Genomic DNA, 23,735 nt, shown 5'->3' on the forward strand with positions numbered 1-23,735 from the left:
GGTAGCCTCTTGGCCGCTTGAGGCTACCTGAAAAACGGCATCAGCGTTTGAAGTAGATGTCAATGTAGTCGGCGGCGTTGTCGCAGGGGTTGCCTATCGGCTGCATGCGCCAGTAGCGGCGGGCGTCTTTGGCTTGGAAGAGGAAGGTGCCGCTGCGTTCGCAGGCTTGGCCGTTGTTGAGGTAGGAAACGCGGGTGATGACGTTGCCGGTGAAGTAGAAATGGCGCCGGTCGATGATTTCAATCAGGCCGTCGAGCTTCACGTAATTGCCGTCTAGGGCTTGGTAGGCATTGATTTCCAAGCCGTTGCTGCCACGGCGGATGGTGGCGGTGCCGAAGCGCTCCCAGCTCACCCATTGCAGGGAAAACATATGCCGGCCAAGCAGGCTGCTTTCTGCGGCGGCCACTTCTTCCGGGCTGCCGGTTTGCAGCGAGGCATCGCGCATATTCACGATAGAGGGCAGGTTTTGCGCGGCGGCGGGCTGGAGGCAGAATAATCCGGCCAAGAGCAGGGCGGATAGGCGGGAAAGAAAGCGCATGGCGGGCTCCTTATAAGTAAAGTTGTGAAAAGGAATGCGGTATCCCCATCATAGCGCATCCGTATTTAAGCCGCCATAATGATTTCATCTTTAAGGGAAAGTGTTTGCTTTAGGGCAAATTATATGCGGCAAGATGTGTTGAGTTTGGCAGAAATTCTGCTTCACTTGTTTTAACTGACTTTTCAGGTAGTCTTCTGGCTGTTTGAGGCTACCTGAAAGCATCAGCTTCTGCGAAGCTAAAATCCACGAGGCCTGTACAGGCATTTTATAAACCTAAGTATCAGAAAGGAAAACCATGAACCTTATCTCCATTGCCACCATCGCCGGCGTGATTCTGGCCGCGCTGTTTGTGCTCGGCCTCATCCTCACCCGCCTGTACCGCCGCGCCAGCAAAGAAGTGTCGTTTGTGCGCACCGGCTTCGGCGGCGAAAAAGTCATCATGAACGGCGGCGCGATGGTGCTGCCCGTGCTGCACGAAATCATTCCGGTGAACATGAACACGCTGCGCCTTGAAGTGCGCCGCGCGGCGCAGCAGGCCCTGATTACCCGCGACCGGATGCGTGTGGATGTGATGGCGGAGTTTTACGTGCGCGTCAAACCCAGCGCCGAAAGCATCGCCACCGCCGCGCAAACGCTGGGCATGAAAACCATGTCGCCAGACGAGCTGAAAGAGCTGGTGGAAGGCAAGTTTGTGGATGCCCTGCGCGCCGTGGCCGCCGAAATGGCAATGGAAGAGCTGCACGAAAAACGTGTTGATTTTGTGCAGAAAGTGCAGCAGGTGGTGAGCGAAGACTTGTTTAAAAACGGCTTGGAACTGGAAACCGTGTCGCTCACCGGCCTTGACCAAACCAGCTTTGAGTTTTTCAACCCGCAAAACGCCTTTGACGCGGAAGGCTTGACCAAACTCACCGAAACCATCGAAGGCCGCCGCAAAAAACGCAACGAAATCGAACAAGACACCGATTTGGCGATTAAAACCAAAAACCTCGAAGCCGAGCAGCAACGCCTGAAAATCTCGCGCGAAGAAGAATACGCCAAACTCGAACAAGAACGCGAAATCGCCGTGCGCCGCGCCGAACAGGAAGCCAGCATCGCCGAGCAGGAAGCGCAGAAAAAACGCGAAGCGGAAGAAGCCAAAATCGCCGCCGAGCGCGAAGTGGATTTGAAGCGCATCGCCGCCGAACGCGACATTAAAAACGAAGACATCCGCAAAGCCCAAGCCGTCGAGCAGGCAGAGGTTGAACGCCGCAAAGCCATCGAGCTTGCCGAACAAGACCGCGCCATCGCCGTGGCCGAAAAATCACGTGCCGAATCCGAAGCCAAAGCCGAGGCCGACAAAGCCCGCGCCGCCGCCGTGCGCGAAGAAGAAAGCGTGATTACCGTGCGCGAAACCGAACGCGCCGAACGTGCCAAAGCTGTGGAGCTGATTGCCGCCGAAGAAGCCGCGCAAAAAGACGCGATTTCGCTCACCGTAGCCGCCGAAGCCGAGAAACAGGCCGCGCAAGACCGCGCCGAAGCCGTGCGCATCGCCGCCGAAGCCGAAGCCGAGAAACAGCGTTTACAGGCCAAGGGTGAAGCCGATGCCAAAGTGCTGCTGGCACAAGCGCAAGAGCAGCAATACAAAGTCGATGCCGAAGGTACGCGCGCCGTGAACGAAGCCGCCAACGTGTTGAGCGTTGAGCAGGTTGAAATGCAGGTGCGCCTCGCCCTGTTGAAACACCTGCCCGACATCATCCGCGAATCCGTGCGCCCGATGGAAAACATCGACGACATCAAGATTTTGCAGGTGAACGGCTTGGGCGGTTTCGGCAACGGCGCAGGCGGCGCGGAAGGCGTGTCTGCCGGCGCCCATGCCGCGCCGGGCAACGCCGCCCTCTCCGACCAAGTGGTGAACAGCGCCCTGCGCTACCGCGCCCAAGCCCCGTTGGTGGACAGCCTGCTCAAAGAGCTGGGCTTGAGCGGCGGCGACATCAACGGCCTCACGCAGGGGCTGAACCAGGCTGCTGCCGTGGCGGAAAGCGTAGGCCAGGCGGGAAATGCTGAAGAATAAGTAGTTTGCCGAACAAGAAGGCTACCTGAAAACGATTAATACAGTTTTCAGGTAGCCTTTTGATTGCGGCAATGCTTATTTCACCAGCTTGAGCCCTTTGCGTTTGGCGGCGGGTTTGTCGCCTGAGTCGGCGCCGGATTCGGGCGGGGTGTCGGGCTGGTAGGGGATCACTTCGAAGCTCATGCCTTCGCCGCTTTCGCGGGCATACATGCTGGCCACATGGCCTACGGGCACCCAGATTTCCTGCGCCACGCCGCCGAAGCGGGCGGAGAAGCTGATCCAGTCGTTGTCGATAGTGAGGCCGGCGCAGGCGGTGTGGCTGATGTTGAGGATGATGTGCTCGTCTTTCACAAACTGCATGGGCACGCGGGTGTGCTCGTTTACCCATACTTGGATGTAGGGGGCGTGGCCGCGGTCGTTGCACCATTCGTAGAGGGCGCGCAGGAGGTAGGGTTTGAAGGTGGAGTTCATCATGGGGTTTTCCTGGATTGGGGCTACCTGAAAAAGGGCTACCTGAAAATGAAGAAGCCGGCCGGTTCGGGTTTCCCCGCCGGCCGGCTTGGTGTTAGCGGCGCATGGCTTTTTCGGCGGCGGTGAGCGCGGCGATGAAGGATTCGCGCTGGAAGATGCGTTCGGCGTATTTGAGGATGGGGGCGGCAGATTTGCCGAGCTTGATGCCGTAGTGGTTGAGGCGCCAGAGCAGGGGGGCGAGGGCGACGTCGATCATGGAGAAGTCGTCGCCGAGCACGTATTTGTTTTTGGCAAAGGCGGGGGCGAGCAGGGTGAGGCCTTGGCTGATGGCGTCGCGGGCTTTGGTTTGCTCTTTGCTGGGGGTTTCGGGGCTTTCGAGCTTCTGCACGTGGCTGAAAAGCTCTTTTTCCATGCGGAACAATACTAGGCGGCCGCGCCCGCGCATCACGGGGTCGCCGGGCATGAGCTGGGGATGGGGGAAGCGTTCGTCGATGTATTCGTTGATGATGTTGGATTCAAACAGGATGAGGTCGCGCTCCACCAACACGGGCACTTGGTTGTAGGGGTTCATCACGGCGAGGTCTTCGGGCTTGTTGAAGACATCTACATCTTTGATTTCGAAGTCCATGCCTTTTTCGTAGAGCACGAAGCGGCAGCGGTGGCTGAAGGGGCAGGTGATGCCTGAATACAATACCATCATAATTTATCCTCCCTGAATCAATTTATGGCCAGATTGTTTGCGATATAACAGCGGCTTATTATAGCCGTTTGGCGGTTTGATGGCTAGGAAATCAGTATAACAATATGATTATTATTGGTTTAATTGCAATCGGAAAAGAAGAGGGAGGCTACCTGAAAACGGGGCTTCCGAAGGAAGCAAAGTTTCTGCGAAGCTAAAACAGTTTTTCAGGTAGCCTTTTGGGGAAACAGGCTACCTGAAAAACAGCAAAGGCTTGGAAAGCATATCGGGCAACAGGTTTAGCCGGCCGTTTGCTGGCCCTGTTGGTTGCTTTGCCGAATAAATTCCGCCAGCGTCATATCGGCGGCGGCGAGGGCGGGCGACATAATCTGCTGTACATTCCGGCCGATGAAATCGTGCTGGCCGGGCTGCTCGCCATACACAAACAGGCGGAACAAATCGGCAATGCGGATGGCTTCGGGGCTGGTTTTCAGCATCCAGCCCTGGCGAGTGCTCTGTGCCACATAGCCCTTGCGGGCGAGGTGTTCCAAAAGGTCGCCCAGCTCGTCGTAGCCCAGGTTGATATGGCGGCGGAACTGCTGGGTTTTGATGCTTTGGCCGTGCGTTTGCGCTTGGGCGAGCAGGCTGAGGATGCCCAGCGCATCGTGGAAACGCGTGCCGTGGCGGCCTTGGCGGCGGAAAGCGTCGCCCTCCCAATAGGAAAGCGAAGCCGCCAACAGCGCGCCGCTCAAAATCACAATCCAGTTTAAATTCAGCCACAACAGAAACATCGGCACGGCGGCAAACGTGCCGTACACCAATTTATAGTTGTTGAAATTGGCCACATACACGCCGAAACCGCGCCGCAACAGCTCAATAGACACCGCCGCCAGCGCCGCGCTCACCACCGCATGCCGCACCGGCACATAGCGCGCCGGCACCAATTTATAGAGGAAACACAGCAGCACGCCCGTGGCCGAAAGTGCCACGCAAAACTGCACCACATTCGCCAACAGCGGAAAATGCAGATAAAACAACGTGCGCCGCCACACCATCCCCCACAGCGACATGCCCACGCCCACCAGCAGCGGCCCCAGGCTCAGCAGCGCCCAATACACCAACACGCGCGTTACGATGCTGCGCTGGCGTTTCACCCGCCAGATTTGGTTGAACGTGCGCTCGATGGTGTGTACCAGCATCAGCGAAGTAATCATCATCAGCGCAATGCCGATGGCCGTGAGCTGGCTCGCCTGCTCGCGGAACTGGAAAATATAATCGCCCACCGCCTCCACGCCCGCCGGCATCATGATTTGCGACACCAAATCATGAAACTGCGCCGAAAAATCCGCAAACACCGGAAATGCCGACACCACCACAATCACCACCGTAAACAGCGGCACCAGCGCCAACAGCGTGGTGAACGTGAGGCTGCCCGCCACCTGCGGGATGTTCACCTCATAAAACCGCGCATAAAGGAAACGCGCAAACGCCAAGCGGCGCGAGCGGCGCAAAGGTTCGGGCAACGAGAATTTAGGCAATAGGCGCATGATGGTGTTCGGGCCGGAAGAGGCTACCTGAAAACTTCAACGAATACATTTTCAGGTAGCCTTCAAATGGTTTGGATAGATTTATTCTTATATTTCAAAATAATGCGGCCAAGTTACCCCAGCAGGCTTAACCCGCCGCCGCGCACATTGTAAAATAATGTTATCCAAAACTCAAAACCGCCGCATACCGGCAGGAAACACATGAACATCACCGTATTGGCCGTGGGCAACAAAATGCCCGGCTGGGTAGACCAAGCCGTAAAAGAATACGCCAAACGCTTCGGCCGCGACATCAAATACACCCTCAAAGAAATCAAACCCGAAAAACGCGGCGCCGGCGTGAATGCCGCGCAAGGCATGGCCGCCGAAGAAAAACGCCTGCTCGAAGCCATCCCCACCGATTCATTCCTCGTGGCGCTCGACGAACGCGGTGCCGCCCCCACCTCGCAAGAGCTGGCGGGCTACCTGAAAAAATGGCAACAGGAAGGAAGGCACGTTTGCATGATCATCGGCGGCGCCGACGGCCTCACCGATCGCATTAAGCAGCAAGCCGGCCTGTTGCTGCGCCTCTCCAGCCTCACCCTGCCGCACGGCATGGTGCGCGTGTTGCTCACCGAGCAGCTCTACCGCGCCGTTTCCATCCTGCACAACCATCCCTATCACCGCGAATAATCAAAGCCTTGCACCATTTTCCGCATCCGCCGCGCAAAAAAACCGCCCCGGAAACCGGGGCGCAAAAGGAACACAAACCACTACCAAAACTGGAGAATCCCGCCTTGGGGCAGAACTCTGAAAACTCTCTGTTCAACCATCTGCAACGCTTCGCAGCCTTGCTTTGCTGAACTTGGGCGAATCATACCGAAAACCGGCGTATTTAGCAAATGATAATTATTTGTATTATAGTATAAATATGTAATTGTTTGTTATATTTGTAAATATTGTTTTGACAAGGCTAGCGGGAAGAGGCGCCTGCAAAGGCGAAATCCAACTAACCGCCGAGCAGGCTTTTGGGTTAATATGCCGCCCGTTGCCAACATTATAAATCCGAAACCGCCATGAAACATTTGCGCCAAATCATTCTTGATACTGAAACCACAGGTTTTTACTATGACCGCGACGACCGCCTGATCGAATTCGCCGGCCTGGAAATGATCGACCGCCGCCTCACCGGCCAATATCTGCACCTGTATGTCCACCCCGAGCGCGATATTCCCGAAGAAGCCGCCAAAGTGCACGGCATCACGCTGGAGAAGCTCGAAGGCATGCCCAAATTTGCCGAAGTGGGGCGGCAGATTGCCGATTTCATCAGCGGCGCCGAGCTGGTGATCCACAACGCGCCGTTCGACGTGGGTTTCCTCAATGCCGAATTCCGCCGCGCGGGGCTGCCGCCGGTGGAAGACTTAACCGCCGGCGTGGTGGACACGCTGGTGATGGCGCGGGCGATGTATCCCGGGCAGAAAAATTCGCTCGACGCGCTCTGCGCCCGCTTGGAAGTGGACCGCAGCAAACGTGTGTTCCACGGCGCATTGATCGACTGCGAGCTGTTGAGCGAAGTGTATTTGGGCATGACCCGATCGCAGTTTAGCCTAGCCGACCAGTTTGCCGAAGAAGAAAGCACCGCCGCCGCGCCCGTTGCCGCCGTGGCCACCACCGAACGCCCGGCGCACCTGAAAATCATCGCCGCCAACGGCAGCGAAACCGCCGCCCACGAAGCCTATCTGGACGAGCTCGACAAAAAAGCCGAAGGCGGCAGCGTATGGCGGAAAGCACCGTGAGCCGGTATCTCTCCCTCGTGCCGGCGGCGGGCGTGGGCAGCCGTTTCGGCGCCGCGCTGCCCAAGCAGTATGTGCCGATTGCCGGGCGCTGCGTGCTCGAGCACAGCCTGCGCCGTTTGCTGGCGGCACCGCAAATTTTTCAGGTAGCCGTGGTGCTGGCGCCGGGCGACGAATGGTTTGAACGGCACATCAGGCTACCTGAAAACCTGGCGGCGCGGTTGATGGCGTTGCGCTGCGGCGGGGCAAGCCGTGCCGAAAGCGTGGCCAACGGCCTGAACGCGCTGCTGGCGCAGAGGCTGGCGCGGGAGGGCGACAAAATTCTGGTGCACGATGCCGCGCGCTGCTGCCTGCCGCACGAAGCCCTGCAACGCCTGCTGGACGAGGCGGGCGAACACCCAGTGGGCGGCATTCTCGCGCTGCCCGCCGCCGACACGCTCAAACGCGACAACGGCAGCGGCTGCATTGCCGAAACTGTGAGCCGCAGCGGCCTGTGGCAGGCGCAAACGCCGCAGCTTTTCGCCGCCGGCCTGCTGCAACGCGCCCTCGCCGCCGCCAACCCCGCCGAGATTACCGACGAAGCCTCCGCCATCGAGCGGCTCGGTTTGCAGCCCCTGCTGGTGCAGGGCGACAGCCGAAACCTGAAGCTCACCTGGCCCGCTGACGAGCAAATTGCGCGGCTGCTGTTGCAGGAGGAGGCCGGCTGCAAGAGTCGGCTTTAACCAAGCTGGAAAGCCAGCTCTCACGAGCCAAATATTTTTCAGGTAGCCTTTGATGTGTTTGAGGCTACCTGAAAAATTTTCCGCCAAGCCAACGCCGTTTGCCGCATGCCCGCGCGGATTGGCTATAATCGGGCTCACCCTGCTTCATCCCAACCCAAGGAGGATTTCCAATGAAAGTCAGCAGTTCCGCCATTCAAAACGGCGCCTTCGCCGACCGCTTCGGCAAGCGCGGCAGCCAGTTCAGCCCCAACGGCATGCCCACCTATTCCATCCCGTTTGAAATCAGCGAGGCCCCGCCCGGCACGCAGTCTTTCGCCGTGGTGCTGGAAGACAAAGACGCCGTTACCGCCAGCGGCTTCGTGTGGGTGCACTGGCTGATTGCCGACCTCACGCGCACCTCCGTGCCGGAAAACGACAGCCAAAGCGCCAAAGATTATGTGCAGGGCGCCAACAGCTGGGCCAGCGTGTTGGGCAAATTCGAGCCGGAGGAAGCCTCGGCCTATGGCGGCATGGCGCCGCCCAACTGCCGCCACCGCTACGAGCTCTTCGTGTATGCGCTCGACACCAAGCTCAACCTGCCGCAGGGCTTCCGCTACAACGACCTGCACTTCGCCATGCGCGGGCATATCTTGGCCGAGGCGTATCTGATGGGCACTTATGATGTGTAGTTTGCCGGGCTGATTGGCAGGCAAAGGAAGAGGCTACCTGAAAACAAGCTGCGCAGAAACTCGCGAAGCTCGTTTTCAGGTAGCCTTTATTTATTTGGGTGTGGGTGGATTGGTTATCTTTTAGCAGAGTTGTAGAATTCGCTATGGGTATTTATTGAGCTTTGGATAGGGAGGTGAATATGAAACGAATGATAGCTTGCGGGCTGTTTGTTTTGTGTATATGTATGCCCGCCTTGGCGAATATGGTGCCGCATACTGTGTTTTCCTGTACTACGGAACAGGGAAATCAGGTGGAGGTGGCGCGTGTGGGTAGTGTGTATCGCTATAGTTTTGGTAGGGAAGGGCAGCCGCCTCAGTTGGTGTTCATCAATACCCGTCAACAAGTGATTGCGCAAAGTCCGCGTGGCCGTTATGCGGGATGGAGAAAGTGGATGGCGATGGTGTTGGTGGACAAGGGCTACCGATATCGTGTTTATTCTCTGCTGGATGGGACAAGGAATGAGGAATATCATCGCGTGCCTGGTTCAAAGCAATATGATGCATATGTGTTGAGCAATGAAAAGAATATACCTTATGAGCTAGTAAGAGGGGTGGAGGTGTGGAAGGGGCCACATCGCTTGCTGCGCAGTGAAATTTGTTCTGAGCGTTACACGATGCAGGTTATGTTTGATGAAGAGTTTACCAGCCAAGGCTACAACAACCGATTGTTTTTTGATGAGTAAGCACCGAAGTAATAGTAAAAGGCTACCTGAAAATTTTAGCTGCGCAGAAACTCGCGAAGCTCGTTTTCAGGTAGCCTTTTTATTGCACCAGCAAAGCCTTACTCTGCGCTTTCGAAGCCGCTCACTTCGAGCCCGAAGCCGGTGAGGCCGGTGAGGGAGGAGGGCTGGCCGAGCACGCGCATTTTTTTCACGTTGAGGTTGGCGAGGATTTGGGCGCCGATGCCGTAGGTTTTGCTGTCCCACTGGCGGGCTTGGTTTTTGCCTTTGGGCAGGGTGCGGTCGAGCAGGGCGGCGCCGTCTTCGGTGCGGTGCAGCAGGATGGCCACGCCGTGTTCGGCCTGCTGGATGCGTTCGAGCGCGCGGGGCAGCGGCCAGGAGTGGCGGGGGTTGGTTTGCAGGAAGTCCATGGCGCTGAAGGGTTCGTGCACGCGCACGAGGGTGTCGGTTTCGGGGGTGGGGCTGCCTTTGACGAGGGCGAGGTGGGTTTCGCCGGAGAGTTTGTCTACGTAAACGTGTTGGCGAAAATCGCCCCAGGGGGTGCGGATGGGGCTGCTGCCCATTTCTTCGAGCAGGGTTTCGGTGCGGCTGCGGTATTCGATGAGGTCGGTGATGGTGCCGATTTTGAGGCCGTATTCTTCGGCAAACTGTGTCAGCTCGGGCATGCGGGCCATGGTGCCGTCGTCGTTGATGATTTCGCAGATGACGGCGGCGGGAATGAGGCCGCACATTTGGGCGAGATCGACGCCGGCTTCGGTGTGGCCGGCGCGCACCAGCACGCCGCCTTTTTGGGCGCGCAGGGGGAAGATGTGGCCGGGCTGCACGATGTCTTCGGGCTGGGCGGCGGGGGAAACGGCGGTTTGGATGGTGAGGGCGCGGTCGGCGGCGGAAATGCCGGTGGAGATGCCGGCGGCAGCTTCGATGGATACGGTGAAGTTGGTGCCGTATTGGGCGCCGTTTTGCTGGGTCATGAGGGGGAGCTTGAGTTTGTCTACCAGCGCTTCGGCCATGGGCAGGCACACGAGGCCGCGGGCGTGTTTGATCATGAAGTTGATGGCTTCGGGGGTAACGAATTGGGCGGCCATTAGGAGGTCGCCTTCGTTTTCGCGGTCTTCGGCGTCGGTGATGATGACCATTTTGCCGGCTTTGAGGTCGGCGAGGATTTCGGGGATGGTGGCGATGGGGGCGGGCATGGTTTGTGGCTTTCTTTGGGATGAATGGGAAGGGGCGGGCGCGGCGGCGCTGTGGTCGGCATCGAGCCAGAGGGCGGGCATGCCGGCGGCCTGCTCGATTTTGCGGGCTTTGCGCTCGCCGAAGGCTTTGTTTTTCAAAAGGGCGGAGAGTTCGCCTTGGTTGATGCCGGTGGCGGCCACGAAATCGACCTGCCGGCCTTGGTGCAGGCGGTTGATCCATTCGCGCAGGTTGCGGCGGCGCAGTTCGGAGGGGCAGGCGGGTGGTCATGGGGCTGATGGCGGCGGGTTGGGTTGGCGGAATGCTACGGGGCTTTGCGGGAAAAGTAAAGTTTATTTTCGCCAGATTGAATATTACTTTTGGTGATACTAGTGCGCTTGGATTTTTCAGGTAGCCTCTGGCGCGGGGTGAGGCTACCTGAAAAATAAGGGCGGCATTGAGCATGGCGTGCAAACAAAAGGGCTACCTGAAAACCGTTGCCTATCTCTAGTCGGTTTTCAGGTAGCCTCTGATTGGGTGGGCAGGGAACGTTAAGCCTTACACTGTGCCGCCGCGGCTTCCACCGCCTGTGTGAGCTGCTGCGGGGAAACTTCGCCCAGCAGCGTTTTACGGAAATTGCCGCAGTTGGGCGCGCGGACGACGGTGAAGGGCAGGGCGCCGGTGGGGTTGCCGAGACCGCGCATCCAGGCCGTGCTGTCGGCGCCGGTGTAGCGCCACACCGGGTAGCGCACCGGCGTGCCCTGCAAAAAGCGGCTCACTTCTGCAGGCTTATCGAGCGCCACGCCGGCCATCTCCACGCGCACGCCGCGCCGCCGCCCCTGCTCGGCGGCATACCATTGCGACAGCGCCGGCATCTCGCGCCGGCAGGGTGCGCACCAAGTGGCCCACACATCACCACCTGCACCCGCTTTTGCGCACCGGCATCGAGCGAAGCGGGGCGGTTGTTCGCATGGTTTACCAAATCCGCAGCATAAAGCGGGGCGGCCAAAAGCAGGGCGGCCAATCCAACATATTTTTTCAAAACAGGCTTCCAAATTGTGAAAACAACGGCGTTTATTGTACGATAGCACCCCGCAATCTCCAAATGAGCCTGCCATGAGCGAAACCGTTTTGCTGTATCACAACCCGCACTGCTCCAAATCCCGCGCCGCCCTCGCCTGGCTGCAACAGCAGCCCGGAATCGCCGTGCAAACCGTGGATTACCGTGCCAACCCGCCTGCCGAAGCCGAATTGCGCGAACTGCTGCACCGGCTCGGCACAGACGACGTGCGCCACATCATGCGCACCGCCGATGCTGCCTACGCCGAGCTGGGGCTGAACCGGCCCGGCCTGAGCCAAGACGAGCTGATTGCCGCGCTGCACCGCCATCCCGCGCTGCTGCAACGCCCCATCGCGGTGTACCGCCAACGCGCCGCCATCGGCCGGCCTTTGGAAAACATCATCGCGCTGTTTGACTAAGCGAGCGAGCCTGCCATGCTGCCCTTCTTCCGCGGTTCCCTGTTGCGCCAAATCTGGCGGGGCATCAAGCTCTGCCTGATTTTGCTGCTGGCGCAGGCCGCGTGGTGTACCTGGCTGGTGTACCGCTACAGCACGCGCACGGCTCAGCGGCCGGCGGATGCGGCCGTGGTGTTGGGCGCGGCGGCATGGGGCAAAAATCCCTCGCCCGTGTTCCGCGAGCGTATCAACCATGGCATCACGCTCTACCGCAACGGCTTGGTGCGCAAGCTGATTTTCACCGGCGGCACGCCCAAGCCGGGCTATATGACCGAGGCTGAAGTGGGGCGGCGCTATGCCCGTGCGCACGGCGTGCCGAGCAAAGACATCCTGCTGGAAACCACTTCGCGCGATACGCAGCAAAATCTGGAAAACACCAAAATTTTGCTATACAACAACGGTTTGGAAAGTATTGTCATCATCAGCGACCCTTACCACCTCGCCCGCGCTGCCGCCGTGGCCGATTATGTGGGGCTGGACTACCAAACCGACCCCACGCCCAGCAGCCGCTACAGCGGGCGCAACGGCGCCAAGTTTATGGTCACGGAAGTGCTGTCGCTGATGGCGTTCCAGTGGTGGCGCGTGGGCGAAACCGCGCTGGAATACGGGCGGGACAATTTGTCGTTTATGAGCGAGGGGGCGGCGCAGTAGGCCGCTGTTGGTTTCCCTTCATCTGCTTCAATATTTTTTAGCTTCATTAAAACTCGGCCTTGCTTCGCAAGACACGTTTTAGCTTCGCAGAAACTCGGCCTTGCTTCGCAAGACATCGTTTTCAGGTAGCCTCTTATGTATTTGCTGTTCAAACTGCTGCATATTTTCTTTATTATTTCGTGGTTTGCCGGCTTGTTTTACCTGCCGCGCATTTATGTGAACCTAGCTGCCGTGCCGCCGAACAGCACGGAATACCGCCAGCTTTTGGGCATGGCGCAGCGTCTGTTTAAATTCATGACGCCGCTGGGCATCGGCGCGGTGCTGTTTGGGCTGCTGATTCCGTTTTTCACCGGCTGGTGGGGGCAGGGCTGGGTGCACACCAAAATCACGCTAGCGGTGATCCTCTTGGGCTACCATTTCTATTGCTACCGCCTGCTGCTCGATTTCAAAGAGCGGCGCAACCGCTATTCGCACCGCTGGCATCGCGTGTTTAACGAGATTCCAGTGCTGGTGATGGCGGCGGCGCTGTATTTGGTGGTGTATAAGCCGTTTTGATGGATTTTCAGGTAGCCTTTAATGGATGGAAGGCTACCTGAAAAATTTTCGGCAGGAGAAAGGCAAACAGCCTGAAACCATGATGAAGGGTTTCAGGCTGTTTGCTTGGAAAGGCTACCTGAAAAACGATGGCGCATTTTTCAGGTAGCCTTTCGTGCTGTAAACGGGCCGGCCGATTATTCCGCGCCCACCGCTTTCAGCAGCTCCTGTGCCGCCAAAATACCCAGCTTGTTGCCGGCCAGCGGGCTGTCACCGGTCAGCAGTTTGCGGTCTTGGTGGACTTGGCCGCTGATGCCTTGGTTCATCACTTTCATGCCCAGTTGTTCCAAGCGCGCTGCCAAGAGCCAGGGCAGTTTGCCGGGCATATAGCCGATGTCGATGTTCGCGCCTTCGTCCAGCGCGTCGGGGAAGACGCAGAGTTCGTAGCCTTTGAACGGGAAGTCCGCGTCGGCGCGGTCAATCGCGGCGGCGGCAAGTGCGGCGGGGCCGTGGCACAGGGTGATGACAAATTTGTCGTTTGCCAACGCCCAATCCAGCAGGCGTTTGATTTCGCGGCTTTCGGGGATTTTGTTGAACGCGCCGTGTCCGCCGGGAATCAGTACCGCGATGTAGGGCGAGTCGGCAGCGGTAACTTGGTCGATGATGTCGGCGAGCTTGGCGGGTTTGTCCAATTTGGGCAGGTATTCGTTGTAGATTTCGGCAACGGCTTCATCTTCCTGCGGCATCGCCCACATTTCAAATTTGGCGTGGTTGCCGGAGAGGGTCGCTACGTCGATTTCAAAACCGGCTTTGTGGATGTGCAGCATGGGCAGCAGGGTTTCGACGGGGTGGTTGCCGGTGGAGAACCATTTGCCGTTCTGCATTTGCAGGTAGCGTTCATCGGTGGCGACCATCAACACTTTATGCTTGCCGCCGGTGTAGGGCTTGTCGAATTTCACGCCGTCGTAGTCGGTTTTCGGGGCGGTGTATTGCGACAGGGAGTATTCGGACGGGAAAAACGCGTTGTGCTCGGCACGGTCAGGGACGGGGGTTTTGGACAGTTCGGTCATTGTTATTCCTTGATAATGTGGTTAAAAAAACCTGCGGATGCAGGCTGCCCGAAAGCGTAAGCTTTAACAAAATCAAACACAGGCAGGCATAGAATGGGGGCGGCAGGCGGGCTTTTCAAGGAAAGCGGATGCCGGCCAAAAACAAGAATAGGCTACCTGAAAAATTCCGGCTTCGCGAAAGCGGTTTTTCAGGCAGCCTGAAACCGCTTGGCAGGCACGCCTGCGGCCGGCGTTCCGTTTGGCTTGCCGCCGCATCGGGGGAAAAGCGGTATTCGGCTATAATCCCGTTCCCGTTCCAACAAGCATTGAGGAAAAATATGGCCCTGCAACCCGTACCCTTGGAAAAATTCTACCGCCTGCTCAACCACGGCCCCACCGTGATGGTGTCCGCCAAACACGGCGGCGTGGAAAACGTCATGTCCGCCGCATGGTCTTGCGTGCTGGATTTTTATCCCAATCCCAAAGTAACCCTCGTTTTGGACAAAGCCGCCTACACGCGCTCTCTGGTGGAAGGCAGCGGCTATTTCGCCCTGCAAGTGCCGTTTGCCAATCAGGCGGCAACCGTCATCGCCATGGGGCAAAGCCGCAAGGACAACCCGAACAAGCTCGCCGACAATGGCATAGAACTGTTTTACCAAAGCGATGCGGACATTCCGCTGGTTAAAGGCTGCTCCGCCTATATTCTGTGCAAACTCATCCCCGAGCCGCACAACCAGCAGACGCACGATTTGTTTATCGGCCAAGTCATCGCCGCCTATGCCGACGACCGCGTGTTCCGCAACGGGCATTGGGAATTTGACGAAGTGGGCGACGAATTGAAAAACCTGCACTATGTGGCGGGCGGGCAGTTTTATATCACGGGCAAAGGCGTGAACGTGAAAAGCGATATGCCTTTCTAACAGCCCCAAGCAATACGAAAACGGCTTGAAACCGGATGGGACGGTTTCAAGCCGTTTTTTGTGCGGGCGGGGTTTCAGGCAGCCTTGGCAAGCAGGGCGCGGATGTCGGCGGGCGGGTAAATCTTCACCGGTCGGGGCGGCGGGTTCAGGGCGGCCTGCAACATGGCGCGCGCCAAATCTGCCACGGGCAGCGGACGTTGGCTTTGCAGCAGTCCGACGGCGTTGAACGCGGCAAACAGGCGTTCGGCCAGTTTTTCGCCGAAGCGGTCGCTGCCCGGGCGGATGAGCAGCGGGGGGCGGAAAACCAGCAGGTGCGGAAAGTGCAGCGCGGCAACGGCCTGTTCGAGTTCGCCCTTCATGCGCGGATAGAAAATGCGCGAGGTGGGGTCTGCGCCGGCGGCGGACACCAAAACCAAGGTCTGCACGCCGTTTTCCCGTGCGGCGCGGGCAAAGGCAAGGTTGGCATCGAAATCGATGCGCCGCTGCGCTTGTTTGCTGCCTGCGGCTTTGAGCGTGGTGCCGAGGCAGGCGAACACGACGTCGCCGCGCACCGCGTCTGCCCAATCCTGCGGATTATTGAAATCGATGATGTGGTTGTGCAGCTTTTCGTGGGCAAAATCGGGGGCGCGGCGGCCGAAGCTGTCGATTTGCGCGATTTGCGGCGCGGCGGCGAGCAGCGGCAGCAGGGCTTGGCCGGTTGCGCCGGTGGCACCGATAACGAGGGCTTTCATGTTGTGTTCCTTTTGGTTGGACTGTGTGCGGGGCAGCCTGAAAAACAGCGGGGTGTTTTCAGGCTGCCTCAATGGGTTCAGCCGAAATATTTTTGCAGGTGCGCCAGATAATCCGCCGCGCTCTGGGCGACGAGCTGTTCGGCGGCAGCATCGTAGCCCGCGTTGCTGTCGATGGTGTGGAAGGCGAACGGGGGCTGCCAATCGGCGTTGCAGTAGCGCAGGGAAAGTTCGAAGGGGCGCAGGGCTTCGGCAACGGTGTGGCCGACCGAGCCTTGCGCGGTGTAGTCGGCGGCGGGCGCGCCGAGCGAGACGGCGATGCCGGTTTTGCGCCCTGCAAGGGCTTTGCCTTTCGAGCCGTATGCCCAGCCGTAGGCGAGCACGTCGTCGAACCATTGTTTCAGCAGCGGCGGGCAGTTGAACCAGTACACGGGAAATTGGAATACCAAGTTGTCGTGTGCTTCCACCAAGGCCTGTTCGCGCGCCACGTCGATTTTGCCGCTGGGATAGGCTTCGTAAAGTTTATGGACGGTGTAATGTTCGGGGTGTTTCGCCAATTCGGCAAGCCAGCGGCGGTTTACGGTGGATTGGGCGAGATTCGGATGGGCGAGGATGATGAGGGTTTTCATGGGATTTCCTTGTGTGAGATTGGTTTAGAGGCTACCTGAAAAAGAGTTTTCAGGTAGCCTGCTGCTTGGCGGCTACTGCCCGAATTTTCGTTCCGCCATCCACTTCACGCGTTCCACGCCCTGATAGCGCGGCGCGGTGGAGAATGTGCCGTCCAGCGTGGCGATGGCGGCTTTGTCGTCGTCTGAAAGGGCGAAGTCGAACACGTCGAGGTTTTCCGCCATGCGTTCGGGCTTGGTGGATTTGGACAGGACGATGATGTTCTGTTCCACCAGCCAGCGGATGATGACCTGCGCCACGGATTTGTCGTATTTCGCGCCGATTCGGCTTAACACGGGGTTTTGGAAGATGCCGTTCTGCCCTTCGGCAAAGGGCGACCAGGCGGATACGGCAATGTTTTCGGCTTGCAGGGCGGCGATTTCGTCGGCGCGCTGGCGGAAGGGGTTGATGCCGATTTGGTTGAGCTGCGGCATGACGCGGTTGAATGTGCCCAAATCGACGGCGCGGTCGGGGGCGAAGTTGCTCACGCCGATGGCGCGGATTCTGCCTGCCGCCTGCGCTTCTTCCAGCGCGCGCCATGTGCCATAGACGTCGCCGTAGGGCTGGTGGATAAGCACCATGTCGATGTAGTCGAGGTTCAGGCGTTTGAACGAGCGGTCGAGCGAGGCGCGGGTGGCGGCTTCGCCTGCGTTTTCCACCCAGATTTTGGTGGTAACGAACAATTCTTCGCGCGGTACGCCGCACATTGCAATCCCTTGCCCGACTTCGGTTTCGTTCAGATAAACCTGCGCCGTGTCGATGTGGCGGTAGCCTGCCTGAACGGCATCGGCAACCGCGCGGGCGGTTTCTTCGGGGGCGATTTGGTACACGCCGAAGCCGACGAGGGGGATGGTTACGCTGTTAGCAAGGGGGAGGGTGTGCATATGGGGAAATCCTTATTAAGAATAGTGGGATAGGTTTTGGCTTTGCAGGAACTCAGCCTTGCTTCGCAAGACATCGGTCCACTTCGTTGAAGCTCACTCTTTCAGGTAGCCTGCATGCCGGGAAGCAGTATAAGGTAGGCGGCTGCGGGCTAGCAATTTGCAGCTGGGGATGATTAGAGGCTACCTGAAAAACGGTGGTTTCTTTTTTTCAGGTAGCCTCTGTTGGTAGGCAAGGCAAACCGCCTGCGGTTCTTTCCCCGGCAGGCGGTTTGCTTTGGCGGGCGGCTTGATGTTTAGCGCGGGCTGCAATCTTTATAGGCGATGCGGTTGGATGGCGCGGTGACCATGATGCCGTTTTGGCTGCGGTAGTTTTGCGCGTCCATTTGGCCGGCGGAGAGGGTGTAGCCGCTGCCGGTGAATACGGTGTCTACGTTGTCGGAGCGGTTGAGGTCGTAGACGGACAACCCCCTCATTTCCCCACACAAAATCCACCCAGCCGATGCCGTTGCGGTACATCGCGCGGTGTACGGTGGTTTTCTCCGTCAGCGCCCGGTTCATTGCCTCGCGCCCGCGGCGGATGTTTGCCGCGATATCTTTCATCGCGCTACGGCTGAATCTCGGCGCATCTTCCTCCGCTACTCTTCCGCTTTGTCCTCCGTCTCGCCCAGTTCCGCCTTGGTTTTCGCCAGCGCCTGCCTCATCGCCTCGGCGGCCTGCGGGTTGCGGTTCAGTTTCTGAAACAGGCTCGCCAGCGGGTCGCTCGTCTGCCCGCTCGAAGAGTTGCCCGCTGCCTGCGTTTCGTCCGTGTTCTTGTTCGTAGTCATGTATCGTTCTTTCCAAAAGTTGCTGTTTGTCGGGTGCGGCCTGCTCGCCGAACACATCCTGCTGGTTCGGGTTGCCCTGCGCTGCCAAGGCCTCGTAATAGTTGCGCAGCAGCGCGGCAATAGCCTTGCCGCTGCGTTTGTGTTCCTCAAAGAAGGCCAGCAGCTCGCGCGATACCGCGTTCATGTCTTTGCCGAACAAGCTCTGTTGCAACAGATGGTTGGCTGCCGACAGATGGTTTTTAGTTTGAAGAGAAAAAGCAAGCAGAAAGACGAATCAGGCTACCTGAAATCCGCTATATGGATGGCTAAAACATCAGCAAAATTTGCCATTGCATGAAAACGACACTTTCCCCAGAAGGCGAAAAGGTGGCAGAATCACGCATTCGCTGGAGAGCGAAATCCAGCATTAGGTTCTTGAAACCGCAGCAGCAACCGGCAAAATAGAAGCGGGCATCAGCTGCCGTGTATCAAACAATCAATTTTAAATCAGCAGTATATCCAAATCATGCTTTTGTTTATCGACAACTACGACTCCTTCACCTACAACATCGTTCAATATTTCGCCGAGCTCGGCCAAGAAATCAGCGTGCGCCGCAACGACGACATCAGCCTTAGCGACATCGCCGCCATGCAGCCGCAATACCTTGTGATCGGCCCCGGCCCCTGTTCGCCCAAAGAAGCCGGTATTTCCGTGCCCGCCCTTCAGCATTTTGCCGGGCAGATTCCCATTTTGGGCGTATGCCTCGGCCACCAAGCCATCGGCGAAGCCTTCGGCGGCCGCATCGTGCGCGCGCAAAAGCTCATGCACGGCAAAGTCTCACCCGTGCGGCACACCAACAGCGGCGTGTTTGCCGGCCTGCCCAACCTCGTAAACTGCACCCGCTACCACAGCCTCGCCATCGAGCGCGCCAGCCTGCCCGAATGCCTCGAAATCACCGCCTGGACCGAAGACGGCGAAATCATGGGCGTGCGCCACAAACAGCACCCCATAGAAGGCGTGCAATTCCACCCCGAAGCCCTGCTCACCGAACACGGCCACGCCATGCTCAACAACTTCCTCAAACAGCACGCCCGGCGTTAAAATCGCCAAGGCTGCCTGCAACTCCAGCCCGGCAGCCCATCCCAATCCATCGCAAACAAAGGAAAAATCATGAGCCTGAAAGCCCGCCTCACCGAAGATATGAAAAACGCCATGCGCGCCCACGACACCCTCGCCCTCTCCACCATCCGCCTCGCCAATGCCGAAATCAAACGCTACGAAGTGGACGAGCGCCAAGAAGCCGACGACGCCAAAATCACTGGCATGCTTAGCAAAATGATCAAGCAGCGCAAAGAAAGCGCCGCCATCTACCACCAAGCCGGCCGCCAAGACCTGGCCGACAAAGAGTTGGCCGAAGTAGCCATCCTCCAGCGCTACCTGCCCGAAATGCTTTCTGAAACCGAAATCCAAAGCGCCGTGGCCGCCGCCATTGCCGAAACCGGCGCCTCCGGCATGGCCGACATGGGCAAAGCCATGGGCGTGCTGAAAAAACGCCTCGCTGGCCAAGCCGACATGAGCGACGTGAGCCGCCTGCTCAAAGCCGCCCTGCAAAAATAGCGCAGGCAAAAGGCTACCTGAAACCCAAAACATTTTTCAGGTAGCCTTTCCTTTTTTCCGCAAAGGTTACCTGAAAACGAGCAAAGCCAGTTTCTTCCAATATATCCAACCCACCGCAAAGAAAGCACAAACCATGTTCACCCCCCAACAAGCCCTCCAGCGCCTGCTCAGCAACAACGAGCTCTTCCACGACGAAATGACCAGCCTCATGCGCCAAATCATGCGCGGCGAAGTGGCCCCCGAGCTGATTGCCGCCATCCTCATCGGCCTGCGCATCAAAGTGGAAACCGTGTCTGAAATCAGCGCCGCCGCCCAAGTGATGCGCGAATTTGCCGCCCAAGTGCCCGTGGCCGAGCCCGATAAGCTGGTGGACGTGGTCGGCACCGGCGGCGACGGCGCTCACACCTTCAATATTTCCAGCACCGCCATGTTTGTGGCCGCCGCCGCCGGCGCCAAAGTGGCCAAACACGGCAACCGCAGCGTGTCTTCCTCCAGCGGCTCGGCCGACGTGATGGAGCTGGCCGGCATCTCCCTCTCGCTCACGCCCGGGCAGGTGGGGCAATGTATCGACCATTGCGGCGCCGGCTTCATGTTTGCCCCCAACCACCACAGCAGCATGAAATACGTTGCCCCCGTGCGCCGCGCGCTCGGCGTGCGCACCGTGTTTAACGTGTTGGGCCCGCTCACCAACCCCGCCGGCGCCGCCAACCAGCTCATCGGCGTGTTCCACATCGACTTGGTGGGCATCCTCTCCCGCGTGTTCCAGCAGCTCGGCAGCAAGCACGCCCTCGTGGTACACGGCTGCGACGGGCTGGATGAAATCACCCTCACCGGCCCCACCCGCGTGGCCGAGCTCAAAGACGGCCTCATCGCCGAATACGACATCCACCCCGAGCAATTCGGCCTCCCCGTGCGCGCTAATTTGGACGACATCAAAGTGGCCTCCGCCGCCGAATCGCTCGCCATGATGAACCGCGTGCTCACCGGAGAAGCGGGCGCATACCGCGACATCGTGCTGCTCAACGCCGGCGCCACGCTCTACGCCGGCAACGTGGCCGCCACGCTCGACGAAGGCGTGGACATGGCGCGCGAAGCCATCGACAGCGGCAAAGCCCGTGCCAAACGCGACGAAGTGGCCGCCTTCTCGCAAAAGCTGGCCGCACAGGCGGGCTGAGGCGGCAAGGTTTCAGGTAGCCTTGAATGGGTTTGCCTGAAAGGATGGAAGGCTACCTGAAAAGAAAAGGCTACCTAAAATTTCAGCCTAACCGTAGGGTGTGTGCGGAACACACGCACGCGGTTTGGGCGTATTCTCCGCCGCGTGCGTGGCTGCGCCACACACCCTACCGGCAGCCTACTCTTGCTGGGTTTGAATTGATAAAAGGCTACCTGAAAAATAAATTTCAGGTAGCCTTTACCATGCTCGGCGAAAGAAACTACCCGCTTGGCGCATCGCCGCCCGCCATATAAGCAAACCGTCTAAACAAACAACCAACGGTTCTTTCCCTTTTGTGCCGCCGCTCGGTAGAGTAGCACCTGTCTGCAATCCAATCCATCCGAAAGGGAAACATCATGTCGATACGCAAATTCGGCTCATTGCTGGCCGCCGCCGCGCTGCTGGCCGCCTGCTCGCCGCAAGAAGGCGCCTCCGGCAACGGCGCTTCCGCCGCCTCTGCCGCTTCCGGCAATGCCGCCGCGCCCGCCGGCAACATCGTGCTCACCAACGTGTCTTACGACGTGGCGCGCAATTTCTACGAACAATACAACCCCCTGTTTAACCAGCAACACCCCGACATCACCATTAAGCAGTCGCACGGCGGCTCCAGCAAGCAGGCGCTGGCCGTGGCCAACGGCTTGCAGGCCGATGTGGTCACCATGAACCAAAGCTCCGACATCGAGCTTTTGGTGGAGAAAGGCCTCGTTTCTCCCGAATGGCAGAGCCGCCTGCCGGACAACGCAGTGCCGTTTACCAGCACCACCGTCTTCCTCGTGCGCAAGGGCAACCCGCAAAACATCCGCGATTGGAACGACCTCGCGCGCGACGGCATTAAGGTGATCATCTCCAACCCGAAAACCACCGGCAACGGCCGCTATTCCTTCCTCGGTGCCTACGGCTACGCGCTGAAGGCCAACAACGGCGACGATGCCAAAGCGCGCGAATTCGTGGGCAAGGTAATGCACAACGTGCCCGTGTTCGACAACGGCGGCCGCGCGGCCACCACCACTTTCGTGCAGCGCCAGATTGGCGATGTGTTGGTAACGTTTGAGAACGAAGCCCAGCTCGCCACCAAGCAGTTTGGCGAAGGGCAGTTTGAAATCGTGTATCCCGCCTACTCGGTGCGTATGGAAAGCCCGGTGGCCGTGGTGGACAGCGTGGTGGACAAACGCGGCACGCGCGAAGCGGCCACCGCCTACCTGCAATACCTGTGGAGCAAGGAGGCGCAAGAGCTCGGCGCCAGCCTGTATCTGCGCCCGGCCAATGCCGAAGTGCTCGCCGCCCACGCTAGCACGCTGCCGCCGGTGGAAACCTTCCGCCCCACCGATGTGTTCGGCCCGTGGAAGGAAATCATGCCCAAATACTTCGGCGACGGCGGCGTGTTCGACCAGCTGATGAAAGCGCCGGGGAAATAAGCGCCGCTTGGTTTCAACGGATCAAACCTGCTTCAACCCAAAAGGCTGAAAGGCTACCTGAAAACTATTTTTCAGGTAGCCTTTTGCGCCTCGGGCAGCCTTATGCCACCATGCCCGCAAGCACTTTGAAATAAGTGGGGAAGGTTTTGTTTACGCATTGCGGGTCGTTGATGACCACGGGCACACCCAAAAGCGACACCAGCGCGAAACACATTGCCATGCGGTGGTCGTCGTAGGTGTCGATGCGGGCGTTGGCGGCCAGGCGTGGCGGCGGGGTGATGTGGATGGCTTCGGCTTCTTCTTCCACCCGCGCGCCGAGTTTGCGCAATTCGGCGGCCATGGCGGCGATGCGGTCGGTTTCCTTCACGCGCCACGAGCCGATATTGCGCAGGCTGCACCGCTTGCCCGTGGCCAAGGCCACGATGGCCAGCGTCATCGCGGCATCGGGGATGTGGTTGGCATCCAAATCAAAGGCTCGGATTGGCTGGCCGGAGCGGCGGGCTACCTGAATATAGTTTTCACCCCATTCCACCGTGGCGCCGATTTTCGCCAGTTCGGCGGCAAAGGCGGTGTCGCCCTGGATGCTGTGCCGCCCGATGCCATATACGCGCACGGGCGCGGCGGCCAAGAGCCCGGCGGCGAGGAAATAGGATGCGCCGGAAGCGTCGCCTTCCACGTGCAGCGCGGCGGGGGCGTGGTATTTTGCTTTTTCAGGTAGCCTGAACAGGCGGTAATCTTCGTGCGCTACGTGCACGCCAAACTGCGCCATCAGCTTGAGCGTGATGTCGATATAGGGCTGGGAAATCAGCTCGCCGCGCACTTCGATTTCGTGCACCTTTCCGGTGAGCGGCAGCGCCATCAAGAGCGCGGTGAGAAACTGGCTGGACACGTTGCCCTGCACCGGTATGCGCCGCACGCCGCTTTCGCGGTATGCGCCGATGCGCAGCGGCGGGTAGCCGGCCTGCCCTTCGTATTGCACATCGGCGCCGGCCACGCGCAGCGCGTCCACCAAATCGCCAATCGGCCGCTCATGCATGCGCGCCACGCCGTGCAGGCGGTAGCGGCCGCCGAGCAGGGCGAGCACGGCAGTGAGCGGGCGGAAGGCGGTGCCGGCGTTGCCGAGGAACAGGTCGGCCTGATTCTGCGGGAAACGGCCGCCGCAGCCGTGCACGGTTACGCTGTGGGCGCTGTGTTTTTCAATGCGCACGCCGAGGGCTTGCAGCGCGGCGAGCATGTGGCGGGTGTCGTCGGCATCGAGCAGCGATTCGATGCGGCAGGCGTTGTCGGACAGGGCGGCGAGGAGCAGCGTGCGGTTGCTGATGCTTTTCGAGCCGGGCAGGGTAAGGGCGGAGGGGCGCAGGCGGGAGGCGGGCAGGTAGAGGGAGGCGGTCATGGTGTGGGTG

At 59.1% G+C, this 23,735-nt stretch carries 28 protein-coding genes; 15 read left to right on the forward strand and 13 right to left on the reverse strand.

The window, feature by feature from the left end; all coding sequences use genetic code 11:
• Positions 1–40: 40 nt before the first annotated feature.
• Positions 41–538: a hypothetical protein gene (locus LG371_RS10730; protein ID WP_156503486.1), complete on the reverse strand. Its 498-nt coding sequence runs from the start codon at positions 536–538 to the stop codon at positions 41–43.
• 295 nt (positions 539–833) lie between these two features.
• On the opposite strand from LG371_RS10730, the gene LG371_RS10735 reads away from it, so the two are divergent.
• A complete protein-coding gene (locus LG371_RS10735) occupies positions 834–2,588 on the forward strand; it encodes a flotillin family protein (protein WP_067591408.1) in 1,755 nt (584 codons plus the stop codon).
• 75 nt (positions 2,589–2,663) lie between these two features.
• Here LG371_RS10735 and LG371_RS10740 read toward each other — a convergent pair whose 3' ends face one another.
• The 3 genes from LG371_RS10740 to LG371_RS10750 all read right to left on the reverse strand — a co-directional run bounded on the left by LG371_RS10740 (position 2,664) and on the right by LG371_RS10750 (position 5,285).
• A complete protein-coding gene (locus LG371_RS10740) occupies positions 2,664–3,059 on the reverse strand; it encodes a ClpXP protease specificity-enhancing factor (RefSeq protein ID WP_067591606.1) in 396 nt (131 codons plus the stop codon).
• Between the two features lie 94 nt (positions 3,060–3,153).
• Positions 3,154–3,759 (reverse strand): glutathione S-transferase N-terminal domain-containing protein, encoded by a 606-nt coding sequence (locus LG371_RS10745; protein ID WP_225748469.1) that lies wholly within the window; start codon positions 3,757–3,759, stop codon positions 3,154–3,156.
• Positions 3,760–4,037: 278 nt separating this feature from the next.
• Positions 4,038–5,285, reverse strand: coding sequence for a YihY family inner membrane protein (locus LG371_RS10750; protein ID WP_225748470.1), 1,248 nt, complete (start codon positions 5,283–5,285; stop codon positions 4,038–4,040).
• Between the two features lie 201 nt (positions 5,286–5,486).
• Here LG371_RS10750 and rlmH point away from each other — a divergent pair, with 201 nt between their 5' ends.
• The 5 genes from rlmH to LG371_RS10775 all read left to right on the forward strand — a co-directional run bounded on the left by rlmH (position 5,487) and on the right by LG371_RS10775 (position 9,169).
• Complete coding sequence (rlmH, locus tag LG371_RS10755; RefSeq protein WP_225748471.1) at positions 5,487–5,957, forward strand: 23S rRNA (pseudouridine(1915)-N(3))-methyltransferase RlmH; 471 nt, start codon at positions 5,487–5,489, stop codon at positions 5,955–5,957.
• A 383-nt stretch (positions 5,958–6,340) separates the two neighbouring features.
• Entirely contained in the window at positions 6,341–7,060 is a 720-nt protein-coding gene (dnaQ, locus tag LG371_RS10760; protein WP_225748472.1) for a DNA polymerase III subunit epsilon, read from the forward strand.
• A complete protein-coding gene (ispD, locus tag LG371_RS10765; RefSeq protein WP_225748473.1) occupies positions 7,042–7,779 on the forward strand; it encodes a 2-C-methyl-D-erythritol 4-phosphate cytidylyltransferase in 738 nt (245 codons plus the stop codon). The genes dnaQ and ispD overlap by 19 nt, the downstream gene beginning before the upstream one ends.
• Before the next feature lie 170 nt (positions 7,780–7,949).
• On the forward strand, positions 7,950–8,447 hold the full coding sequence (locus LG371_RS10770) for a YbhB/YbcL family Raf kinase inhibitor-like protein (protein WP_225748474.1): 498 nt from the start codon (positions 7,950–7,952) through the stop codon (positions 8,445–8,447).
• A gap of 179 nt (positions 8,448–8,626) precedes the next feature.
• Positions 8,627–9,169: a hypothetical protein gene (locus tag LG371_RS10775; protein ID WP_225748475.1), complete on the forward strand. Its 543-nt coding sequence runs from the start codon at positions 8,627–8,629 to the stop codon at positions 9,167–9,169.
• A 98-nt stretch (positions 9,170–9,267) separates the two neighbouring features.
• Here LG371_RS10775 and ribBA read toward each other — a convergent pair whose 3' ends face one another.
• Together ribBA and LG371_RS10785 are read right to left on the reverse strand one after the other, a co-directional pair.
• Positions 9,268–10,602, reverse strand: coding sequence for a bifunctional 3,4-dihydroxy-2-butanone-4-phosphate synthase/GTP cyclohydrolase II (gene ribBA / locus LG371_RS10780; RefSeq protein ID WP_225748484.1), 1,335 nt, complete (start codon positions 10,600–10,602; stop codon positions 9,268–9,270).
• A 285-nt stretch (positions 10,603–10,887) separates the two neighbouring features.
• Positions 10,888–11,247, reverse strand: a complete 360-nt coding sequence (locus tag LG371_RS10785) for a TlpA disulfide reductase family protein (RefSeq protein ID WP_225748476.1) — start codon at positions 11,245–11,247, stop codon at positions 10,888–10,890.
• Positions 11,248–11,452: 205 nt separating this feature from the next.
• On the opposite strand from LG371_RS10785, the gene arsC reads away from it, so the two are divergent.
• The 3 genes from arsC to LG371_RS10800 all read left to right on the forward strand — a co-directional run bounded on the left by arsC (position 11,453) and on the right by LG371_RS10800 (position 13,057).
• Positions 11,453–11,815 carry an arsenate reductase (glutaredoxin) gene (gene arsC, locus LG371_RS10790; protein WP_067591441.1) on the forward strand — a complete coding sequence of 121 codons (363 nt, stop codon included), beginning with the start codon at positions 11,453–11,455 and terminating at the stop codon, positions 11,813–11,815.
• 15 nt (positions 11,816–11,830) lie between these two features.
• Complete coding sequence (locus tag LG371_RS10795) at positions 11,831–12,502, forward strand: YdcF family protein (RefSeq protein WP_067591446.1); 672 nt, start codon at positions 11,831–11,833, stop codon at positions 12,500–12,502.
• 135 nt (positions 12,503–12,637) lie between these two features.
• Positions 12,638–13,057, forward strand: coding sequence for a CopD family protein (locus LG371_RS10800; RefSeq protein ID WP_067591449.1), 420 nt, complete (start codon positions 12,638–12,640; stop codon positions 13,055–13,057).
• A gap of 176 nt (positions 13,058–13,233) precedes the next feature.
• Here the strand turns inward: LG371_RS10800 and hchA are convergent, their stop codons facing one another.
• A complete protein-coding gene (gene hchA, locus LG371_RS10805) occupies positions 13,234–14,106 on the reverse strand; it encodes a glyoxalase III HchA (RefSeq protein ID WP_225748477.1) in 873 nt (290 codons plus the stop codon).
• A gap of 317 nt (positions 14,107–14,423) precedes the next feature.
• Here hchA and LG371_RS10810 point away from each other — a divergent pair, with 317 nt between their 5' ends.
• A complete protein-coding gene (locus tag LG371_RS10810; protein WP_067591455.1) occupies positions 14,424–15,005 on the forward strand; it encodes a flavin reductase family protein in 582 nt (193 codons plus the stop codon).
• Between the two features lie 74 nt (positions 15,006–15,079).
• Here the strand turns inward: LG371_RS10810 and LG371_RS10815 are convergent, their stop codons facing one another.
• The 5 genes from LG371_RS10815 to LG371_RS10835 form a co-directional block, all read right to left on the reverse strand.
• A complete protein-coding gene (locus LG371_RS10815) occupies positions 15,080–15,736 on the reverse strand; it encodes an NAD(P)H-binding protein (protein WP_067591457.1) in 657 nt (218 codons plus the stop codon).
• A gap of 77 nt (positions 15,737–15,813) precedes the next feature.
• On the reverse strand, positions 15,814–16,362 hold the full coding sequence (locus tag LG371_RS10820; protein WP_067591460.1) for an NAD(P)H-dependent oxidoreductase: 549 nt from the start codon (positions 16,360–16,362) through the stop codon (positions 15,814–15,816).
• 72 nt (positions 16,363–16,434) lie between these two features.
• Positions 16,435–17,283, reverse strand: coding sequence for an aldo/keto reductase (locus LG371_RS10825; RefSeq protein ID WP_225748478.1), 849 nt, complete (start codon positions 17,281–17,283; stop codon positions 16,435–16,437).
• A gap of 293 nt (positions 17,284–17,576) precedes the next feature.
• On the reverse strand, positions 17,577–17,747 hold the full coding sequence (locus LG371_RS10830; protein WP_225748479.1) for a hypothetical protein: 171 nt from the start codon (positions 17,745–17,747) through the stop codon (positions 17,577–17,579).
• 171 nt (positions 17,748–17,918) lie between these two features.
• Positions 17,919–18,107 carry a hypothetical protein gene (locus tag LG371_RS10835; protein ID WP_225748480.1) on the reverse strand — a complete coding sequence of 63 codons (189 nt, stop codon included), beginning with the start codon at positions 18,105–18,107 and terminating at the stop codon, positions 17,919–17,921.
• Between LG371_RS10835 and LG371_RS10840 the strand changes: the two genes are divergently transcribed.
• From LG371_RS10840 to LG371_RS10860, 5 genes are all read left to right on the forward strand, one after another.
• Positions 18,106–18,444: a hypothetical protein gene (locus LG371_RS10840; protein WP_067591472.1), complete on the forward strand. Its 339-nt coding sequence runs from the start codon at positions 18,106–18,108 to the stop codon at positions 18,442–18,444. The genes LG371_RS10835 and LG371_RS10840 overlap by 2 nt on opposite strands.
• Positions 18,445–18,612: 168 nt before the next feature.
• Entirely contained in the window at positions 18,613–19,188 is a 576-nt protein-coding gene (locus LG371_RS10845) for an aminodeoxychorismate/anthranilate synthase component II (RefSeq protein ID WP_225748481.1), read from the forward strand.
• A 69-nt stretch (positions 19,189–19,257) separates the two neighbouring features.
• Positions 19,258–19,704 carry a GatB/YqeY domain-containing protein gene (locus tag LG371_RS10850; RefSeq protein WP_067591478.1) on the forward strand — a complete coding sequence of 149 codons (447 nt, stop codon included), beginning with the start codon at positions 19,258–19,260 and terminating at the stop codon, positions 19,702–19,704.
• Positions 19,705–19,837: 133 nt separating this feature from the next.
• A complete protein-coding gene (gene trpD / locus LG371_RS10855; RefSeq protein ID WP_225748482.1) occupies positions 19,838–20,878 on the forward strand; it encodes an anthranilate phosphoribosyltransferase in 1,041 nt (346 codons plus the stop codon).
• Positions 20,879–21,273: 395 nt separating this feature from the next.
• Positions 21,274–22,332: a sulfate ABC transporter substrate-binding protein gene (locus LG371_RS10860; protein WP_067591488.1), complete on the forward strand. Its 1,059-nt coding sequence runs from the start codon at positions 21,274–21,276 to the stop codon at positions 22,330–22,332.
• A gap of 100 nt (positions 22,333–22,432) precedes the next feature.
• Here the strand turns inward: LG371_RS10860 and aroA are convergent, their stop codons facing one another.
• Positions 22,433–23,725 (reverse strand): 3-phosphoshikimate 1-carboxyvinyltransferase, encoded by a 1,293-nt coding sequence (aroA, locus tag LG371_RS10865; protein WP_225748485.1) that lies wholly within the window; start codon positions 23,723–23,725, stop codon positions 22,433–22,435.
• Positions 23,726–23,735: the final 10 nt, after the last annotated feature.

It is taken from the genome of Eikenella sp. Marseille-P7795 (assembly GCF_916618725.1).
GTDB lineage: Bacteria > Pseudomonadota > Gammaproteobacteria > Burkholderiales > Neisseriaceae > Eikenella > Eikenella longinqua.

Excerpts from the sequence above, each read along its gene's own strand:
- LG371_RS10730 (WP_156503486.1), bottom strand. The coding sequence starts at position 538 with ATGCGCTTTCTTTCCCGCCTATCCGCCCTGCTCTTGGCCGGATTATTC.
- LG371_RS10735 (WP_067591408.1), top strand. The coding sequence starts at position 834 with ATGAACCTTATCTCCATTGCCACCATCGCCGGCGTGATTCTGGCCGCG.
- LG371_RS10740 (WP_067591606.1), bottom strand. The coding sequence starts at position 3,059 with ATGAACTCCACCTTCAAACCCTACCTCCTGCGCGCCCTCTACGAATGG.
- LG371_RS10745 (WP_225748469.1), bottom strand. The coding sequence starts at position 3,759 with ATGATGGTATTGTATTCAGGCATCACCTGCCCCTTCAGCCACCGCTGC.
- LG371_RS10750 (WP_225748470.1), bottom strand. The coding sequence starts at position 5,285 with ATGCGCCTATTGCCTAAATTCTCGTTGCCCGAACCTTTGCGCCGCTCG.
- rlmH (WP_225748471.1), top strand. The coding sequence starts at position 5,487 with ATGAACATCACCGTATTGGCCGTGGGCAACAAAATGCCCGGCTGGGTA.
- dnaQ (WP_225748472.1), top strand. The coding sequence starts at position 6,341 with ATGAAACATTTGCGCCAAATCATTCTTGATACTGAAACCACAGGTTTT.
- ispD (WP_225748473.1), top strand. The coding sequence starts at position 7,042 with ATGGCGGAAAGCACCGTGAGCCGGTATCTCTCCCTCGTGCCGGCGGCG.
- LG371_RS10770 (WP_225748474.1), top strand. The coding sequence starts at position 7,950 with ATGAAAGTCAGCAGTTCCGCCATTCAAAACGGCGCCTTCGCCGACCGC.
- LG371_RS10775 (WP_225748475.1), top strand. The coding sequence starts at position 8,627 with ATGAAACGAATGATAGCTTGCGGGCTGTTTGTTTTGTGTATATGTATG.
- arsC (WP_067591441.1), top strand. The coding sequence starts at position 11,453 with ATGAGCGAAACCGTTTTGCTGTATCACAACCCGCACTGCTCCAAATCC.
- LG371_RS10795 (WP_067591446.1), top strand. The coding sequence starts at position 11,831 with ATGCTGCCCTTCTTCCGCGGTTCCCTGTTGCGCCAAATCTGGCGGGGC.
- LG371_RS10800 (WP_067591449.1), top strand. The coding sequence starts at position 12,638 with ATGTATTTGCTGTTCAAACTGCTGCATATTTTCTTTATTATTTCGTGG.
- hchA (WP_225748477.1), bottom strand. The coding sequence starts at position 14,106 with ATGACCGAACTGTCCAAAACCCCCGTCCCTGACCGTGCCGAGCACAAC.
- LG371_RS10810 (WP_067591455.1), top strand. The coding sequence starts at position 14,424 with ATGGCCCTGCAACCCGTACCCTTGGAAAAATTCTACCGCCTGCTCAAC.
- LG371_RS10815 (WP_067591457.1), bottom strand. The coding sequence starts at position 15,736 with ATGAAAGCCCTCGTTATCGGTGCCACCGGCGCAACCGGCCAAGCCCTG.
- LG371_RS10820 (WP_067591460.1), bottom strand. The coding sequence starts at position 16,362 with ATGAAAACCCTCATCATCCTCGCCCATCCGAATCTCGCCCAATCCACC.
- LG371_RS10825 (WP_225748478.1), bottom strand. The coding sequence starts at position 17,283 with ATGCACACCCTCCCCCTTGCTAACAGCGTAACCATCCCCCTCGTCGGC.
- LG371_RS10840 (WP_067591472.1), top strand. The coding sequence starts at position 18,106 with ATGTATCGTTCTTTCCAAAAGTTGCTGTTTGTCGGGTGCGGCCTGCTC.
- LG371_RS10835 (WP_225748480.1), bottom strand. The coding sequence starts at position 18,107 with ATGACTACGAACAAGAACACGGACGAAACGCAGGCAGCGGGCAACTCT.
- LG371_RS10845 (WP_225748481.1), top strand. The coding sequence starts at position 18,613 with ATGCTTTTGTTTATCGACAACTACGACTCCTTCACCTACAACATCGTT.
- LG371_RS10850 (WP_067591478.1), top strand. The coding sequence starts at position 19,258 with ATGAGCCTGAAAGCCCGCCTCACCGAAGATATGAAAAACGCCATGCGC.
- trpD (WP_225748482.1), top strand. The coding sequence starts at position 19,838 with ATGTTCACCCCCCAACAAGCCCTCCAGCGCCTGCTCAGCAACAACGAG.
- LG371_RS10860 (WP_067591488.1), top strand. The coding sequence starts at position 21,274 with ATGTCGATACGCAAATTCGGCTCATTGCTGGCCGCCGCCGCGCTGCTG.
- aroA (WP_225748485.1), bottom strand. The coding sequence starts at position 23,725 with ATGACCGCCTCCCTCTACCTGCCCGCCTCCCGCCTGCGCCCCTCCGCC.